At 73.8% G+C, this 16090-nt stretch carries 11 protein-coding genes and 1 riboswitch; of the genes, 6 read left to right on the top strand and 5 right to left on the bottom strand.

Annotation, left to right across the window (positions count from 1 at the left end; translation table 11 throughout):
* Window positions 1–21: 21 nt before the first annotated feature.
* Window positions 22–651 (bottom strand): GTP cyclohydrolase II, encoded by a 630-nt coding sequence (gene ribA / locus ACIQI7_RS24800; RefSeq protein WP_401113383.1) that lies wholly within the window; start codon window positions 649–651, stop codon window positions 22–24.
* 293 nt (window positions 652–944) lie between these two features.
* Here ribA and gdhA point away from each other — a divergent pair, with 293 nt between their 5' ends.
* The 3 genes from gdhA to ACIQI7_RS24785 all read left to right on the top strand — a co-directional run bounded on the left by gdhA (window position 945) and on the right by ACIQI7_RS24785 (window position 4458).
* Entirely contained in the window at window positions 945–2363 is a 1419-nt protein-coding gene (gdhA, locus tag ACIQI7_RS24795) for an NADP-specific glutamate dehydrogenase (RefSeq protein WP_401113382.1), read from the top strand.
* A gap of 177 nt (window positions 2364–2540) precedes the next feature.
* A complete protein-coding gene (locus ACIQI7_RS24790) occupies window positions 2541–3416 on the top strand; it encodes a GyrI-like domain-containing protein (RefSeq protein ID WP_401113380.1) in 876 nt (291 codons plus the stop codon).
* A gap of 277 nt (window positions 3417–3693) precedes the next feature.
* Entirely contained in the window at window positions 3694–4458 is a 765-nt protein-coding gene (locus ACIQI7_RS24785; protein WP_401113379.1) for a VOC family protein, read from the top strand.
* On the opposite strand, the gene lnt is transcribed toward ACIQI7_RS24785, so the two are convergent.
* The 3 genes from lnt to ACIQI7_RS24770 all read right to left on the bottom strand — a co-directional run bounded on the left by lnt (window position 4434) and on the right by ACIQI7_RS24770 (window position 10083).
* Entirely contained in the window at window positions 4434–6032 is a 1599-nt protein-coding gene (gene lnt / locus ACIQI7_RS24780; protein WP_401113377.1) for an apolipoprotein N-acyltransferase, read from the bottom strand. The two genes, ACIQI7_RS24785 and lnt, sit on opposite strands and share 25 nt — an antisense overlap.
* Before the next feature lie 254 nt (window positions 6033–6286).
* Entirely contained in the window at window positions 6287–9910 is a 3624-nt protein-coding gene (gene cobN / locus ACIQI7_RS24775; RefSeq protein ID WP_401113375.1) for a cobaltochelatase subunit CobN, read from the bottom strand.
* Complete coding sequence (locus ACIQI7_RS24770) at window positions 9907–10083, bottom strand: hypothetical protein (protein WP_401113373.1); 177 nt, start codon at window positions 10081–10083, stop codon at window positions 9907–9909. Before ACIQI7_RS24770 ends, cobN begins: the two co-directional genes overlap by 4 nt.
* A gap of 47 nt (window positions 10084–10130) precedes the next feature.
* Window positions 10131–10216, bottom strand: a riboswitch (cobalamin riboswitch).
* 248 nt (window positions 10217–10464) lie between these two features.
* Here ACIQI7_RS24770 and ACIQI7_RS24765 point away from each other — a divergent pair.
* The 3 genes from ACIQI7_RS24765 to ACIQI7_RS24755 are packed head-to-tail and all read left to right on the top strand — an operon-like array spanning window position 10465 to window position 14020.
* Window positions 10465–11883, top strand: a complete 1419-nt coding sequence (locus ACIQI7_RS24765; protein ID WP_401113372.1) for a hypothetical protein — start codon at window positions 10465–10467, stop codon at window positions 11881–11883.
* Window positions 11880–12506 (top strand): precorrin-8X methylmutase, encoded by a 627-nt coding sequence (locus ACIQI7_RS24760; protein WP_387756688.1) that lies wholly within the window; start codon window positions 11880–11882, stop codon window positions 12504–12506. Before ACIQI7_RS24765 ends, ACIQI7_RS24760 begins: the two co-directional genes overlap by 4 nt.
* Window positions 12503–14020, top strand: a complete 1518-nt coding sequence (locus ACIQI7_RS24755) for a precorrin-2 C(20)-methyltransferase (protein ID WP_401113370.1) — start codon at window positions 12503–12505, stop codon at window positions 14018–14020. The genes ACIQI7_RS24760 and ACIQI7_RS24755 overlap by 4 nt, the downstream gene beginning before the upstream one ends.
* Before the next feature lie 178 nt (window positions 14021–14198).
* On the opposite strand, the gene ACIQI7_RS24750 is transcribed toward ACIQI7_RS24755, so the two are convergent.
* Complete coding sequence (locus tag ACIQI7_RS24750; protein ID WP_401113368.1) at window positions 14199–15938, bottom strand: TIGR03767 family metallophosphoesterase; 1740 nt, start codon at window positions 15936–15938, stop codon at window positions 14199–14201.
* Window positions 15939–16090: the final 152 nt, after the last annotated feature.

Below are 16090 nucleotides of genomic sequence, written 5' to 3'. Positions count from 1 at the left end.
GCTGACGGGCGGGCCCGCCTGTCAGCCGACCAGTCGGGAGAGCTCGATCGAGTGCCCCGTCCGCTCCACCTTCGCCCGCAGGTAGCGGACGTTGCTCGCCGACAGGTGCACCCCCGTCGGCACCCGGTGCCGTACGACGATCCCCAGTCCGGCCAGCTGCGCCGCCTTGTCCGGGTTGTTGCTCAGCAGGTCGATGCCGGTCGCGCCGAGCGCGGCGAGCATCTGGGCGGCGGCGGTGTAGTCCCGGCCGTCCTCGGGCAGTCCGAGCGCGGTGTTGGCGTCGTACGTGTCCAGGCCGGAGTCCTGGAGCGCGTAGGCGTCCAGCTTGTTGTAGAGCCCGATGCCGCGGCCCTCCTGCCGCAGGTAGAGCAGGTACCCGCCGGCCTCGCTGATCCGCTCCACCGACTCGCGCAGCTGCGGACCGCAGTCGCAGCGGTCCGAGCCGAAGACGTCGCCGGTCAGGCACTCGGAGTGCAGCCGCACCAGGGGTGTCCCGCCCTCGGGAACGGTGCCGAACGCGAGCGCCAGGTGCTCGGCGCCGTCGGCGAGGCCGTGGAAGGTGAAGGCCTCCGCCTCGGCCCGGTAGCCGTCGGGGAAGGTCATCGGAATGCGCACACGCGAGCGCACCGTGGCGGAGCCGGGCTGCGGCATGGGTGGGCCTCCGTGGATCGGGGGTGGATCGTTCCGGATCGGGCGTGGATCGGAGGTCGACCGTACTAGGTAGTTCCAATTTGAACAACTGGAGCCGGGTGGGACCGGACTCGATCACGGAGGCGCACAACACCCCGTCAGCCCCGTCTGTTCCCCTCGGCTCTTCCAGCATGTGGATGGTGCGGGACCCGCGGTGTGGACATTGCGAGACTTGCCCCGTTTCCCTGGGCACGTCCCTCAGGCCCGCCGGGACACCGCGCACGCCCATCGACGACCACGGAAGGGCCCACCAGATGCCGACGACCCCCGCCAGCCCCCGCCCCTTCTCCTCCCCCCTCTCCTCCTTCGACGCCGGCTCCTCCTTCGAAGCCGAACAGCGCGCGATCGAGGCGCTCTACGCGGACGTGGTCCGCCGCAACCGGGGCGAGGACGAGTTCCACCAGGCCGTCCACGAGGTGCTGGAGACCCTGTCGCCGGTGCTCGCCCACCGCCCCGAACTCCTCGACGCCCGGATCATCGAGCGGATCTGCGAGCCCGAGCGGCAGCTGATGTTCCGGGTGCCGTGGACGGACGACTCCGGCGACATCCACGTCAACCGCGGCTTCCGGGTGGAGTTCAGCAGCGCCCTCGGCCCGTACAAGGGCGGGCTGCGCTTCCACCCCTCGGTGAACCTCGGGATCGTCAAGTTCCTCGGTTTCGAGCAGATCTTCAAGAACGCGCTCACCGGTCTGCCCATCGGCGGTGGCAAGGGCGGCTCCGACTTCGACCCCAAGGGCCGTTCGGCCGCCGAGGTCATGCGGTTCTGCCAGTCCTTCATGACCGAGCTGTACCGCCACCTCGGCGAGTACACCGACGTGCCGGCCGGGGACATCGGCGTCGGCGGCCGGGAGATCGGCTACCTCTTCGGCCAGTACAAGCGGATCACCAACCGGTACGAGAGCGGCGTGCTCACCGGAAAGGGCCTCGGCTGGGGCGGCGCGCGGGTCCGTACCGAGGCCACCGGCTACGGCTGCGTGATGTTCACCTCCGAGATGCTGAAGAGCCGCGGCGAGGGCCTGGACGGGCGCCGGGTGGTCGTCTCCGGGTCCGGCAACGTCGCCGTCTACGCGATCGAGAAGGCGCAGCAGTTGGGCGCGACCGTGCTCACCTGCTCCGACTCCTCCGGGTATGTGGTGGACGAGAAGGGCATCGACCTCGACCTGCTCAAGGAGGTCAAGGAAGTCCGGCGCGGCCGGGTCTCCGACTACGCCCGACTGCGCGGGAGCCACGTCCGGTTCGTCGAGGGCCCGGGCGTGTGGAGCGTGCCCTGTGACGTCGCGCTGCCCTGTGCGACCCAGAACGAGCTGACCGAGGCGGACGCGCTGGCCCTGGTGCGCAACGGGGTGCTGGCCGTCGCCGAGGGCGCGAACATGCCCACCACCCCGGAGGCGGTGCGGGTGTTCCAGGAGGCCGGGGTGGCCTTCGGCCCGGGCAAGGCGGCGAACGCGGGCGGCGTCGCGACCAGCGCGCTGGAGATGCAGCAGAACGCCTCGCGCGACTCCTGGACCTTCGAGCACACCGAGGAGCGGCTGGCCGGGATCATGAAGCACATCCACGAGTCCTGCTTCACCACCGCCGAGCGCTACGGCCACCCGGGCAACTACGTGGTCGGCGCGAACATCGCGGGCTTCGAGCTGGTCGCGGACGCGATGCTCGCCCAGGGCCTGATCTGAGCCGCTGGCGGCCACCGGGATCCTGGTCATCGGGACGCTGTCACCGGCATCCCGGCCATCGGGGCCCGCCACCGGCATCCCGGCCATCGGGACCCGACCGGAGCGGGCACCGATTGTCGGGTGCGGCAGGGTGGGTCCTTTCTACGGTGAAGTCAGTAAGGGAAGGACGGGGTTGGCGTGCTGGAGCACCTGAACCGGGCGATGGACCGGATCGAGAACGGGCTGGACCGCGAGGTCGACGTGGCCGAGCTGGCGCGGATCGCGATGACGTCGGAGTACCACTTCCGGCGGTTGTTCTCGATGCTCGCCGGGATGCCGCTGTCGGAGTACGTCCGACGCCGGCGGCTCACCGTCGCGGGGGCCGAAGTCCTGGACGGCGAGCGGACGTTGCTCGACATCGCGGTCCGGTACGGGTACTCCTCGGGGGAAGCGTTCGCCCGGGCGTTCCGGGCCATGCACGGGGTCGGGCCGGGGGATGCCCGGCGCGACGGTGCGGTGCTCGTCTCCCAGCCCCGGATGTCCTTCCGACTCGTCGTGGAGGGAAGCAGCAGTATGGAATACCGGATCGTCGAGAAGCCGGACTTCCGGATCGTCGGCAAGAAGGCCCGGGTCACCCTGGTCTACCAGGGGATCAACCCGGGGATCGCCGAGTTCGTCAAGGGGCTCGGCAAGGAGCGGATCGAGCGGATCGCGGCGCTGTCCGGGGACGACCCGGCCGGGATCGTGGCGGTGAGCGACGACCTCTCGCCGAACCGCGAGGAGGGGTCCGAACTCGACTACTGGCACGCGGTGGTGGCGCGCGAGGGCGTCGCCGTCCCGCCGGACCTGGACGCGCTCGACGTCCCGGCCGGCACCTGGGCGGTGTTCACCAACACCGGGCCGTTCCCGCAGGCCCTGCAGGAGATGTGGGCGGACGTGGCCGGCCAGTGGTTCCCGTCCAACCCGTACGAGGCCCGGCCGGGCCCGGAGATCCTCCAGACCCGGTTCGTCCCGGGAACGGCCGATGCCGAGGCGGAGCTGTGGATCCCGGTGTCACGGGCGGTCCGCGGCTGACGGGCGGCGGTCGCCGACGGCCGTCAGCTGACAGCTGGCGGCTGGCGGCTCACGGCGAACAGGTAACAGATGACAGCCGACAGCTGACGGCGAACAGATAACAGATGACAGCTGACAGATTTCGAAATCTGTCAGCTGTCATCTGTTTGCGGCCGCACCCCGTTCGGCCCACCCCCGCCCGCCAAGCTCCGCCCCGCCCCGCATGCTGGGGCTCGAGGTGCGGGGGCCGAGGCGCCGAAAACCGGGAGTTCCCGAGCAAGCTGCGAGGACAGACGTCATGAAGCAGACCTCCGTGACCACCAACGCCCCCTGCTGGACCGAACTGGGTACCTCCGATCCGGCCGCGGCCCGGGCGTTCTACACCGAGCTCCTCGGCTGGCAGGTGGACGACACGGCCCGCCCCGGGGACGGCGACTACACCCAGATGCTGGTCCACGGCGCCCCGGCCTCCGCCATCACCCCCCGCTACGCCCCGCAGCAGCCGATCGCCTGGACGGTCTGCATCGCGGTCGCCGACGCCGACGCCACCGCCGGGAGGATCAAGGAGGCGGGCGGCCGGATCCTGAAGGACCCCACCGACGTCTCCGACCTCGGCCGCTTCTCGGTGGCCGCCGACCGCTCCGGCGCGGTGTTCATCCTCTGGCAGGCCCGCGCCTTCCGGGGTGCCGGGGTGTTCAACGAGCCCGGCGCGCTCGGCTGGGTGGAACTGCTCACCCGCGACCCGTCCGGCGCGCTCGACTTCTACCCGGAGGTCTTCGGCTGGTCCGTCGCCCCGTCCGAGCACTACCCCCAGTGGGGCCTGGACGGAAGGGACTTCGGCGGCATGCTGACGATGGACGAACGCTTCCCGCCCCAGGTGCCGCCGCACTGGCTGCCGTACTTCGCGGCCGCCGACGTCGACAACACCGTCAGCCGGGCGGCGGCGCTCGGCGGGGACGTGCTGATGCCCGCGACCGGTCTGCCGGGCGGCCGGCGGATCGCCGTGCTGCGCGACCCGCAGGGCGCCGCGTTCGGTGTCTACACCGCCGGCACCGAGGGCTGACCGGAACGCCGGACGACGCGCGAGCGGCGCCACCCGGCCGCGGCGGTCCCCGCCGCGCCCGCCGTGACCACCAGCGCCCCCAGCGGCACCACGTCGCCGATCCGGTCGTACCAGGTCAGCGTTTCGGGCGCGGTGAGCGGCAGCCGGACGGTCGCCGCTCCGGTGCCGTCGGTGCCGAGCCGGGCGAGTTCCCGGCCCTGGCCGTCGAAGGCGGCCGAGACCCCGGTCAGCGAGGCCTGGACGGCCGGCCGACCGGTCTCGGCGGCCCGGATCGCCGCCAGCGAGGCGTGCTGCTCGGGGGCCCAGGTGCGCTGGAAGGTCGAGGTCGAGGACTGGTAGACCAGCACCCGGGCGCCGTCCCGGGCGGCGGTGCGGGCCATGTCGGGAAAGGCCGACTCGAAGCAGATCAGTGCCCCGACGGGCAGCGGCCCGCCCGACCGGTCGGTGGCGGGCAGGACGTGGAAGGACGTGCCGGGCGCCCGGTTCTCGCCCGCGGCGCGGCTGACCCCGGCGATCCAGCCGAGCACCGGCCGCAGCGGGATGTACTCGCCGAACGGCACCAGCCGGATCTTGCGGTAGCGGTCCACCACGCCGGTGGGGGAGACGAGCACCGCGTCCTTGGAGATCCGCCCGTCCGCCTTGCGCGCGTCCTCCCCGGCGACGACCTCGGCACCGGTGGTCGCGGCGAGTCGGCGCAGGGTGTCCAGGGCGGCCGGGTCGCGGTCCAGGTCGGCGGTGCTGCTGCTCTCGCCCCAGACGACCAGGTCCACGGGCTGCCCGACCAGTCCGGCGGTGATCCGCGCGCTCGCCTCGAACCGGGCCTGCGGGTCCTCCACGATGCCGGGCTGGACCAGCGCCACGGTCACCGCGCCGTCCCCGGCGGGCGCCTCGCGCAGTGCGAACAGCAGCGGGCCGCAGGCCAGCACCAGCACGACGGACCCGGCGGCGACGGCCCGCGGCCGCCAGTGCACCCCGGTCAGCGCGATCAGCACCCCGGTGTTCACCGCCGCCACCGCCGCGCTGACCAGCCAGATCCCGCCGGCCGAGGCCAGCCCGAGGATCGCCGGGTGCTGCCACTGGGTGGCGCCGAGCAGCGCCCACGGCCCGCCGAGCGCGGGCCAGGACCGCGCGTACTCGGTGGTCACCCAGACCGCCGGCACGACCAGCAGCGCGAGCAGTGCCCGACGGGCGGTCAGCTGGGGGCGCAGCAGCCGGTGCACGGTGTACCCGACACCGGCCTGGAGCGCCCCGAACAGCACCGCGAGCACCGGCAGCCCCGGCCCGATGGACGGGACCAGCCAGTACATCGCGGTCAGGATGAACCCCGCGCCGAACCACCAGCCGCGCACCGCCGCCTCGCGGCCCGACGGCGCCCGCTGCATCAGCAGCAGTCCGGGGACGAGCGCGATCCAGGCCAGCCAGGCCTGCCCTGGCGCGGGGAACGCGAGCACCGGAACCGCCCCGGCCGCCAGCGCACCGGTCCGCGCGCGGTACCGGTGCGGCGGATGCGGCTCCCGTTCCTCGCCGACGGGCGTGCTCAGGACCGGGCTGGTGGGAGCGGAGCGACGCGACATGACCCGTATTGTCCGCTGGAAGGGCGTACACCACCAGTGCGCTGCTCGGCCGAACGGGTGACGGGGACACCACCTTCGGAACCAGTGGCCCCGGTCGAACTGGCGACCCGGCAGCGATCCCGGCAGGCCGCGGGTGATCCGGGGCAGGCCGGAAGCCGAGGCGGGGCAGGCCGGAGGCCGAGTCGGGGCAGGCCCGAGGCCGAGCCGGGGCAGGCCGGAAGCGAAGCCGGCCCGCCCCGCGCGAGGTCGGGACCTCAGCCCTCGTCGCCCTCCAGGTCCCCCTCGGTCTCCAGGAACGCGGCCTGCAGCTGCTCGATCAGCTCCGGGTCCGGCTGCTCCCACAGCCCGCGGCTCGCCGCCTCCAGCAGCCGCTCGCTGATGCCGTGCAGCGCCCACGGGTTGGCGCCCGCGAGGAACTCCCGGTTGACCGGGTCGAGGACGTACTCCTGGGTCAGCTTCTCGTACATCCAGTCCGCGACCACGCCCGTGGTGGCGTCGTAGCCGAACAGGTAGTCCACCGTCGCGGCCATCTCGAAGGCGCCCTTGTAGCCGTGGCGGCGCATCGCCTCGATCCAGCGCGGGTTGACCACCCGGGCGCGGAAGACCCGGGCGGCCTCCTCGGTCAGGGTGCGGGTGCGGACCGTCTCCGGGCGGGTGGAGTCGCCGATGTAGGCGGTCGGCGCCTTGCCGGTGAGGGCGCGCACGGTGGCCACCATGCCGCCGTGGTACTGGAAGTAGTCGTCCGAGTCGGCGATGTCGTGCTCGCGGGTGTCGGTGTTCTTCGCGGCGACGGTGATCCGCTTGTACGCGGTCTCCATCTCCTCGCGCGCCGGGCGCCCGTCCAGCCCGCGGCCGTACGCGTAGCCGCCCCAGACCGTGTACACCTCGGCCAGGTCGGCGTCGGTGCGCCAGTCCCGGCTGTCGATCAGCTGGAGCAGGCCCGCGCCGTACGTGCCGGGGCGGGAGCCGAAGACGCGGACGGTGGCCTTGCGCTCGTCGCCGTGCACCGCGAGGTCGGCCTGGACGTGGGCGCGCACGTAGTTCGACTCGGGGGACTCCTCCTGGGCGGCGGCCAGGCGCACCGCGTCGTCCAGCAGCGCGACCACGTGCGGGAAGGCGTCCCGGAAGAAGCCGGAGATGCGCAGCGTGACGTCGATGCGCGGGCGGCCCAGCTCGTCCAGCGGGATCGGCTCCAGGCCGGTGACCCGGCGGGAGGCGTCGTCCCAGACCGGCCGGACGCCGAGCAGCGCGAAGGCCTCGGCGATGTCGTCGCCGGCGGTGCGCATCGCGCTGGTGCCCCAGAGCGAGAGCCCGACCGAGGGCGGGTAGGCGCCGTCGTTGTCCGCGCGGTAGCGCTCGACCAGCGAGGAGGCGAGCGCCTGGCCGGTCTCCCAGGCGAGCTTGCTGGGGACGGCCTTCGGGTCGACGGAGTAGAAGTTGCGGCCGGTCGGCAGCACGTTGACCAGGCCGCGCAGCGGCGAGCCGGACGGGCCGGCCGGGACGAAGCCGCCCTGGAGCGCGTGCAGCACGGCGTCCAGCTCGTCGGTGGTGGCGGCCAGTCGCGGCACCACCTGGGTGGCGGCGAAGGCCAGCACCTCGCGGACCGGCTCCTGGACGGCCTCCGGCAGACCGGCGGTGACCTTCTCGACCGCCTCGGGCGCCCAGTCCTCCGCCTCCATCGCCTCGACCAGGGCGCGGGCCTCGGCCTCGGCCGCGTCGGTGGCGCCGAGGGTCAGCGCCGCCTCGTCCAGGCCGAGCGCCTCGCGCAGGCCGGGCAGGGCGCTGACGCCGCCCCAGATCTGCCGGGCGCGCAGGATGGCGAGCACGATGTTGACCCGGTCGGTGCCGGCCGGCGCCTGGCCGAGGACGTGCAGGCCGTCGCGGATCTGGGCGTCCTTGACCTCGCAGAGCCAGCCGTCGACGTGCAGCAGGAAGTCGTCGAAGCCGTCGTCCTCGGGGCGCTCCTCCAGGCCGAGGTCGTGGTCGAGCTTGGCGGCCTGGATCAGCGTCCAGATCTGGGCGCGGATCGCCGGCAGCTTGGCCGGGTCCATCGCGGCGATGTTGGAGTGCTCGTCCAGCAGCTGCTCCAGGCGCGCGATGTCGCCGTAGGAGTCGGCGCGGGCCATCGGCGGGACGAGGTGGTCGACGAGGGTGGCGTGGGCGCGGCGCTTGGCCTGGGTGCCCTCGCCCGGGTCGTTGACCAGGAAGGGGTAGACCAGCGGCAGGTCGCCGAGGACGGCGTCCGGACCGCACTCGGCGGACAGCGCCGCGGTCTTGCCGGGCAGCCACTCCAGGTTGCCGTGCTTGCCGAGGTGGATCACCGCGTGGGCGCCGAAGCCGCCGTCCTCCTGGGCGGCCTCGATCCAGCGGTAGGCGGCCAGGTAGTGGTGGCTCGGAGGCAGGTCGGGGTCGTGGTAGATGGCGACCGGGTTCTCGCCGAAGCCGCGCGGCGGCTGGATCAGCACCAGCAGGTTCCCGGAGCGGATCGCGGCCAGCACGATGTCGCCGTCCGGGTTCTGCGAACGGTCGACGTACAGCTCGCCGGGCGCCGGGCCCCAGTGCTCCTCGACCTGCTCGCGCAGGCCCTGCGGGAGGGTGGCGTACCAGCGGCGGTAGTCGGCGGCGGGGATGCGCACCGGGTTGCGGGCCAACTGGTCCTCGGTGAGCCAGTCCTGGTCGTAGCCGCCGGCCGCGATCAGGGCGTGGATCAGCGCGTCGCCCTCGTGGCCGCCGTCCTCGTCGTGGAAGGAGGGGAGGTCCTCCCCCAGGTCCATGCCCTCCGCGCGCAGCCGCTCCAGCAGGCGCACCGCGCTGGCCGGGGTGTCCAGGCCGACGGCGTTGCCGACCCGGGCGTGCTTGGTCGGGTAGGCGGACAGCACCAGGGCGAGGCGGCGCTCGGCGGCCGGGACGTGCCTCAGCCGGGCGTGCTTGACGGCGGTGCCGGCGACGCGGGCGGCGCGCTCCGGGTCGGCGGCGTAGACGGTGAGGCCGTCCTCGTCGAGCTCCTTGAAGGAGAACGGGACGGTGATCAGGCGGCCGTCGAACTCCGGCACCGCGATCTGGGTGGCGGTGTCCAGCGGGGACAGGCCGTCGTCGCTGGACTCCCACTGGGCGCGCGACCAGGTGAGGCAGAGCGCCTGGAGGATCGGGCGGTCGAGCGCGGCCAGCGCGCCCGCGTCCCAGGCCTCCTCGTCCCCGCCGGCCTGGGCGTCGGCCGGGCGGGTGCCGCCGGCGGCGAGCACGGTGGTGACGATCGCGTCGGCCTCGCCGAGCGCGGCCAGCAGCTCGGGCTCGGCGCCGCGCAGCGAGGCGCAGTAGTAGGCCCTGGCCCGGGCGCCCTGGTCCTCGACGGCCCGGCAGAGCGTCTCCACGAAGGCGGTGTTGCCGCTCATGTGGTGGGCGCGGTAGTAGAGCACCGCGACGGTCGGGCCCTCGTTCGTACGGGCTTCGCGCTCCAGCGGGCCCCAGGCCGGGGCGGAGGCGGGCGGGGCGAAGCCGTGGCCGGTCAGCAGCACCGTGTCGGAGAGGAAGGAGCCCAGCTCGGCCAGGTTGGCCGCGCCGCCGTGGGCCAGGTAGGCGTGCGCCTCGGCGGCGATGCCGGCCGGGACGGTGGACAGCTCCATCAGCTGGGCGTCGGGAGCCTGCTCACCCGTCAGCACCACCACCGGGCGCGGGCCGGCCAGCAGCGCGTCCAGGCCCTCCTGCCAGGCGCGGCGGCCGCCGAGCAGGCGGACCACGACGAGTTCGGTGCCCTCCAGCAGCGCGGGCAGGTCCTCGGGGGTGAGCCGGGCCGGGTTGCCGAGCCGGTAGCGCACCGGGCCCTCGGAGGCCCGGGCGCTGAGCAGGTCGGTGTCGGACGTCGACAGCAGCAGGATCATGTGAAGGCCCTCCCGGCCTCGTCGGTGGCCAGGGTGGCCGGGATCTGGGCCGGGACGGCCGCCGTGGTGGCCGGGGCGGCCGTGGCGTCGACCGGGGTGGTCGTGACGGCGGCCCGGACGGCCGTGGCGGCGGCCGGGGACGCGGGCGCGGGCATGCGACAGCGCTGGAACATTTCTGCCTTCCTCGGGGTCCGCGCCCCGGGCCGGTGGAGGACGGCAGGAGTTCCTGGCTCCCGCGGCCGACCGGTCTACCGGTGAACCGCGGTCACAGTGGCGGGACCGCACCGGGTTCGCACCGGTTTCCTCCCCTGCGCCGTCGCTGGCGTGCGGACGGTCCGCGGGGACCGTCCGCCAGCATCGTACGGGGTACGGCTGAGCTGGGGGAGGGTGAGCTTTCGGACGGCCGGGCACCCGGGGCGACGTCCGGCACCCGGGAGGGCACCCGTGGCGGTCCCTGGGCGGCGCGCGGGCCGGGGTGCGGGCCGGGGTGCGGGCCGGGGCGCGGGACCGGGGGTGTGATGCAGCGGACGGAGGCAAGCGATCGGATCATCTGTATGCTCGCCGCCATGCCACCGACACCCGACGCCACCGCGCCGGGCGCCGCAGGACCCGACCGGGAGGTGCCCGACCGGGGGCGTGCGGACGCCTGTCCCGGAGCGCTTCGTCTGCATACGGCCGACGACGGCGCCCTGGCTCGAATCCGCCTGCCCGGCGGGCTGCTGACGGCCCGTCAGGCGCTCGCGCTGGCCGAGGCGGCCGAGGCCCTCGGCGACGGTGAGCTGGAGACCACCTCGCGCGGCAACGTCCAGCTGCGCGGCCTGGCCCCGCACTGCGCCGCCGAGCTCGCCGACCGGCTGCGCGCCGTCGGGCTGCTGCCCTCGGACACCCACGAGCGGGTCCGCAACATCGTCGCCTCGCCGACCGCCGGACTGGACCCGGCCGACGCTCCCGGCGGCGCCGATGTGCAGGCCTGGGTACGGGAGTTGGACGCACGGCTCTGTGCGAGCGACTGGGCGGCCGGGCTCTCCGGCAAGTTCCTGTTCGCGCTGGACGACGGCCGGGGCGACGTCGCCGCGCTCGACGCCGATGTGACATTGATCGCAGGCCCGGACGGCACCCGGCTGCTGCGCCTCGGACGGGACGGCCACGGGCACCCGGTCGAGACCGGACGGGAGGTCACGGCCGTACTGGACGCGGCCCGCTCCTTCCTGGCGGCGCTGCGGACGGACGGGCGCAAGGCCTGGCACCTGCGCGAGGTCCCCGAACTGCTGCCGGCCGGCTCGGTGCCGCTGCCCGCCTTCGCCGGCACCGCGCCCGCGGTCGGCGCGCTGCCCGGCGGGCTCTCGGTGGGACTGCGCTTCGGCCGGGCGGGCGCCGGGCAGTGGCGGACGCTGGTCGCCGCCTCGGCCGGTGAACTGCGGCTGACCCCCTGGCGCGGAGCGGTGCTGCCCGGCGCGCCGGCCGACCGGCTGCCCGCGCTCGCCGCGGCCGGCTTCCGCACCGAGCCGGGCTCGGCCTGGGAGCGGGCCACCGCCTGCACCGGGCTGCCGGGCTGCGCCAAGTCGCTGGCCGACGTCCGCGCGGACGCGGCCAGGGCGCTGGACGCCGGCGCGGCCGGTGTCGCCGCGGGGCCCGGTCTCGCCGGTGCGCCCGGTGCCGGTGCCGCTCCCGCCGGTACCGCTCCCGCCGGTGTGCTGCCCGTCCACTGGTCGGGCTGTGAACGGCGCTGCGGCCACCCGGCCGGGCGGTGGGTGGACGTGCTCGCCACCGGGCGCGGGTACCGGGTGACGGTGAACGGGTCGGTGAACGAGGCGGTCAACGGGTCGGTGAACGAGCCGGTCGGCGGGGCGGGGGCCGGAACGACGGCCACCGCGACCGCCGCCGATGCGGCGGTCGTCAATGCGGCGAGCGTCGACGTGACGAACGAGGAGATGGCCGAGGCGGTCGCCGAGGCCAGGAGGACCACGAAGTGATCGAGTACGAGAAGGACGGCGCGTCCATCTACCGCCAGTCCTTTGCCACCATCCGCGCGGAGGCCGATCTGGCCGCCCTCCCGGCGGACGTCTCCCAGGTCGCGGTGCGGATGATCCACGCCTGCGGGATGGTCGACCTGGTCGAGGACCTGGTGTACTCGCCCGGCGTGGTCGCCTCCGCGCGCGCCGCGCTGCGCGCCGGTGCGCCGATCCTCTGCGACGTCAACATGGTCGCGAGCGGTGTCACCCGCAAGCGGCTGCCCGCCGACAACGAGGTGATCTGCACCCTCACCGACCCGTCGGTGCCCGAACTGGCCCGGGCGATGGGCAACACCCGCAGCGCCGCGGCCATGGAGCTGTGGCTGCCCCGGCTGGAGGGCGCGGTGGTCGCCGTCGGCAACGCGCCGACCTCGCTGTTCCGGCTGCTGGAGATGATCGAGGCGGGCGCGCCGCGACCGGCCGCGGTGATCGGCGTCCCGGTCGGCTTCATCGGCGCCGCCGAGTCCAAGCAGGCCCTGGCCGAGCACCCGTCCGGCCTGGAGCACCTGGTGGTGCGCGGCCGGCGCGGCGGCAGCGCGATCGCCGCCGCCGCCATCAACGCGATTGCGAGCGAGGAAGAGTGACGGACCGTCAGAACACCACGGGTCGGCTGTACGGGGTCGGACTCGGCCCGGGCGATCCGTCGCTGGTGACCGTCCGCGCCGCCGAACTCATCGGCAAGGCGGACGTGGTGGCCTACCACAGCGCCCGGCACGGCCGGTCCATCGCGCGCTCGATCGCCGAACGGTACCTGACGGGTGGTCAGATCGAGGAGAAGCTGGTCTACCCGCTCACCGTCGAGACCACCGACCACCCCGGCGGCTACCGGGGCGCGCTGGACGACTTCTACGCGGAGGCCGCCGCCCGGCTGGCCGCCCACCTGGACGCCGGTCGCGACGTGGTGGTCCTCGCCGAGGGCGACCCGCTCTTCTACGGCTCCTACCAGCACATGCACAAGCGGCTCGCGCACCGCTACCCGACCGAGGTGGTGCCGGGCGTGACCTCGCTCAGCGCGGCCGCCGCCCGGCTCGGGCAGCCGCTGACCGAGGCCGAGGAGACGCTCACCGTCATCCCCGGGACACTGCCCGAGGAGGAGCTGACGGCGCGGATCGCGGCCGCCGACTCGGCCGTGATCATGAAGCTGGGACGCACCTTCCCGACCGTCCGCCGGGCCCTGGAGCGGGCGGGGCGGCTGGCGGACGCGCAGTACGTGGAGCGGGCCTTCATGGCGGGCGAGCGGGTCGCGCCGCTCGCCGAGGTCGACGGCGAGACGGTGCCGTACTTCTCGGTCGCGGTGTTGCCGAGCAAGGTCGCGCCGCTGGAGCCGGAGGTCCGGCTGTCGGACGGCGTCGGCAGCGTGACCGTGGTCGGCACCGGGCCGGCCGGACCGCTCTGGCTGACCGCCGAGGCGCGCGGTGCGCTGGCCGAGGCCACCGACCTGGTCGGCTACACCACCTACCTGGACCGGGTGCCGGAGCGGCCGGGGCAGCAGCGGCACGGCTCGGACAACAAGGTGGAGTCGGAGCGCGCCGAGTTCGCCCTGGACCTAGCCCGGCGCGGACACCGCGTCGCGGTGGTCTCCTCCGGTGACCCGGGGGTGTTCGCGATGGCCACCGCGGTGCTGGAGGTCGCCTGCGAGGAGGCGTACCGGGACGTCCCGGTGCGGGTGCTCCCGGGGATGACCGCCGCCCACGCGGCCGCCTCCCGGGCCGGCGCCCCGCTCGGCCACGACTACGCGACGGTGTCGCTCTCGGACCGGCTCAAGCCCTGGGACGTGGTGGCGAAGCGGCTGCGCGCCGCGGCCGAGGCGGACCTGGTGCTCGCGCTGTACAACCCGGGCTCGAAGTCCCGGACCACCCAGGTCGGGCTCGCCCGGGACCTGCTGCTGGAGTACCGGGCCCCGGAGACCCCGGTGGTGATGGCCCGCGACGTCGGCGGCCCGACCGAGCGGGTGCGGATCGTCCGGCTGGGCGAGCTGGACCCGGCGCTGGTCGACATGCGGACCATCCTGCTGATCGGCTCCTCGCAGACCCGGGCGGTCGAGCGGGGCGGCGGCGTGGAGGTCGTCTGGACGCCGCGGCGGTACCCGGAGGAGTGACGGGGGACTGACGGGCGAACAGCTGACAGCGAACAGATTTCATCATCTGTTCGCTGTCATCTGTTATCCGTCCGCTGTCAGCTGTTCTCTGCCGGCCGTCGGCTGTCAGCCGTCAGCCGTCAGCCGTCAGCCGTCAGTCGTCGGCCCGCAGCCCGGCAGCCCGCCCCAGCCACCCCCGCTACCGGGTCGGCTTGGTGATCAGCAGCTCCGTGTTGTGGTCCCCGCCCGAGCCCAGCAGTGCCGTCGGGCGGCCGTTCGGGTCGTTGTACGACAGCTCGCGGTAGAGCGCCGCGAGGTTGGCGTCCGAGGTGCCGCCGAAGTCCGTCCCGTACGGCGCCGAGGACTCGATCAGCGTGGTGAACAGCGAGAGCGTGCCGTCCCCGTTGTCCGCGATCTCGATGATCCGCCCGTGCTGCGGGTAGTCGATGTGCGAGGCGGTGTTGATCTCCCAGAACGCCCGCTCCGGCACCGTGTGCCCGTGCGGCGTGATCTTGTTCATGTGGGTGTGCCCGTTCACCCACGCGACGACGTTCGGGTAGCGCTGGAGCAGCGCCACCAGCTCGTTGCCGTCGTGCCGCCCCTCGAAGACGTTGCGCGGGTCCGGCAGCAGGTTGCCCATCGTGCCGCTGGTGTGGTGGCTGAAGACGAGGATCAGCTCGTCCGCGCTCCCGCCCGTCACCCGGCGCCCGTCGGTGTCGTACCAGTGCCCGCTGTGCGCCTTCAACTGCTGCTCCAGCCAGCGCAGTTGCGCGGTGCCCAGCGAACCGTCGGCGAACCCGGCCTGGTTGGTGGTGTCCAGGCTGATGCCGACCACCTTCTCCGAGATGCGGAAGGTGTAGTAGAGCTTTCCGCTGTTCACCATGTCCGACGTGAAGCCGTGCCCGTACGGGCCGGCGCCGGTGACCGCCGGGTCCAGGTGGGCCTTGGCGAACTCCTTGAGCGTGAACGGCCGGCGGCGCTCGTCCGGGGTGACCTTGCGCACCAGGTCGCCGTCGGCGAGCAGCTTCGCCAGCAGCAGCACGGCGCCCGCCGGGTCGCGGCGCAGCGAGTCCGTCAGCTGGGCGGCCGTGGCGTCGTCGCAGCCCTCCAGCTTGTACTGGCCGGTGTACAGGTCGTTCAGCAGTCCGAAGTCCGGCAGCGAGCCCTCGATGCTGTCGTCGTGGTTGCCGACCGTGGTGTACCAGGGCGTGCGCAGGCCCGGCGCGTCGAAGGGGCGTCCGGCGGCGGACAGGAAGCCGGGTATCTGCGGGAAGCCCTTCGCCTTGTAGCCGTCGCCGTAGGCGAGTTCGGGGTTCCAGTAGGCGGCGTTGCCGGAGTTCTGCACGCCCTCGTAGCGGTTGGGGTCACCGGTGTTCTGGGCCAGCCGGCCGCCGCCCATGACCTTGAGGTACCAGTCGAGTTCGGCGAGCTCGTGGTTGTCGGTGTTGTCCCCGGTGGCCATCACCATGCTGAACGGCATCCCGGTGTAGGGGCCGCCGGCGAGCGAGTTGACCCGCTCGACGAGGGCCGAGACGCCGCGGGCGTTCAGGGCCTCCTGCGGCCGGTAGGCGCTGCCGTTGAGCTTGGCCAGGTACTCGAAGCGCACCGGGGACTCGGTGTCCACCAGGTGCAGGTCGCTGAACTGGACGAAGCTGGCGAGGCCGGTCCGGCGGTCGTCCCGGCCGGCAGTCGCCGACGCCAGGTCGCCGCGCACCACCAGCGGCCAGCCCGGTCCGGCCGTCAGCCTCTTGTAGCCGCCGGTGCCGACCGGCGTGGCCACCTGCTCCAGCGTGGTCCCGGTGATCCTGACCGCCCGCGCGGCCGTCGTCGCCAGCGCCTGGTCGCGCGCCGCGGCCGAGGCGAACTGCGCGCCGCCCAGCGACAAGGCCGACCAGGCCGCGGCCACCGACGTACCCGTGAGGAACGTACGCCGACTCATCCCTGCCACAAATAACCCCCACATACTGATGGCCCGGCGGGGCGGTCGTCCCCGGCCGGGCCCACGTGTGTCATGAACCCGCTTTCTGGCGGACCGCCAGATTACTCACTGGTAGGCACAGTGGGCGAGGCCCGTGCGGAGAACTCTTCGGG

This window comes from Kitasatospora sp. NPDC092039 (assembly GCF_044756065.1).
Classification (GTDB): domain Bacteria; phylum Actinomycetota; class Actinomycetes; order Streptomycetales; family Streptomycetaceae; genus Kitasatospora.
This window is presented reverse-complemented; position numbering and strand designations above follow the sequence as displayed.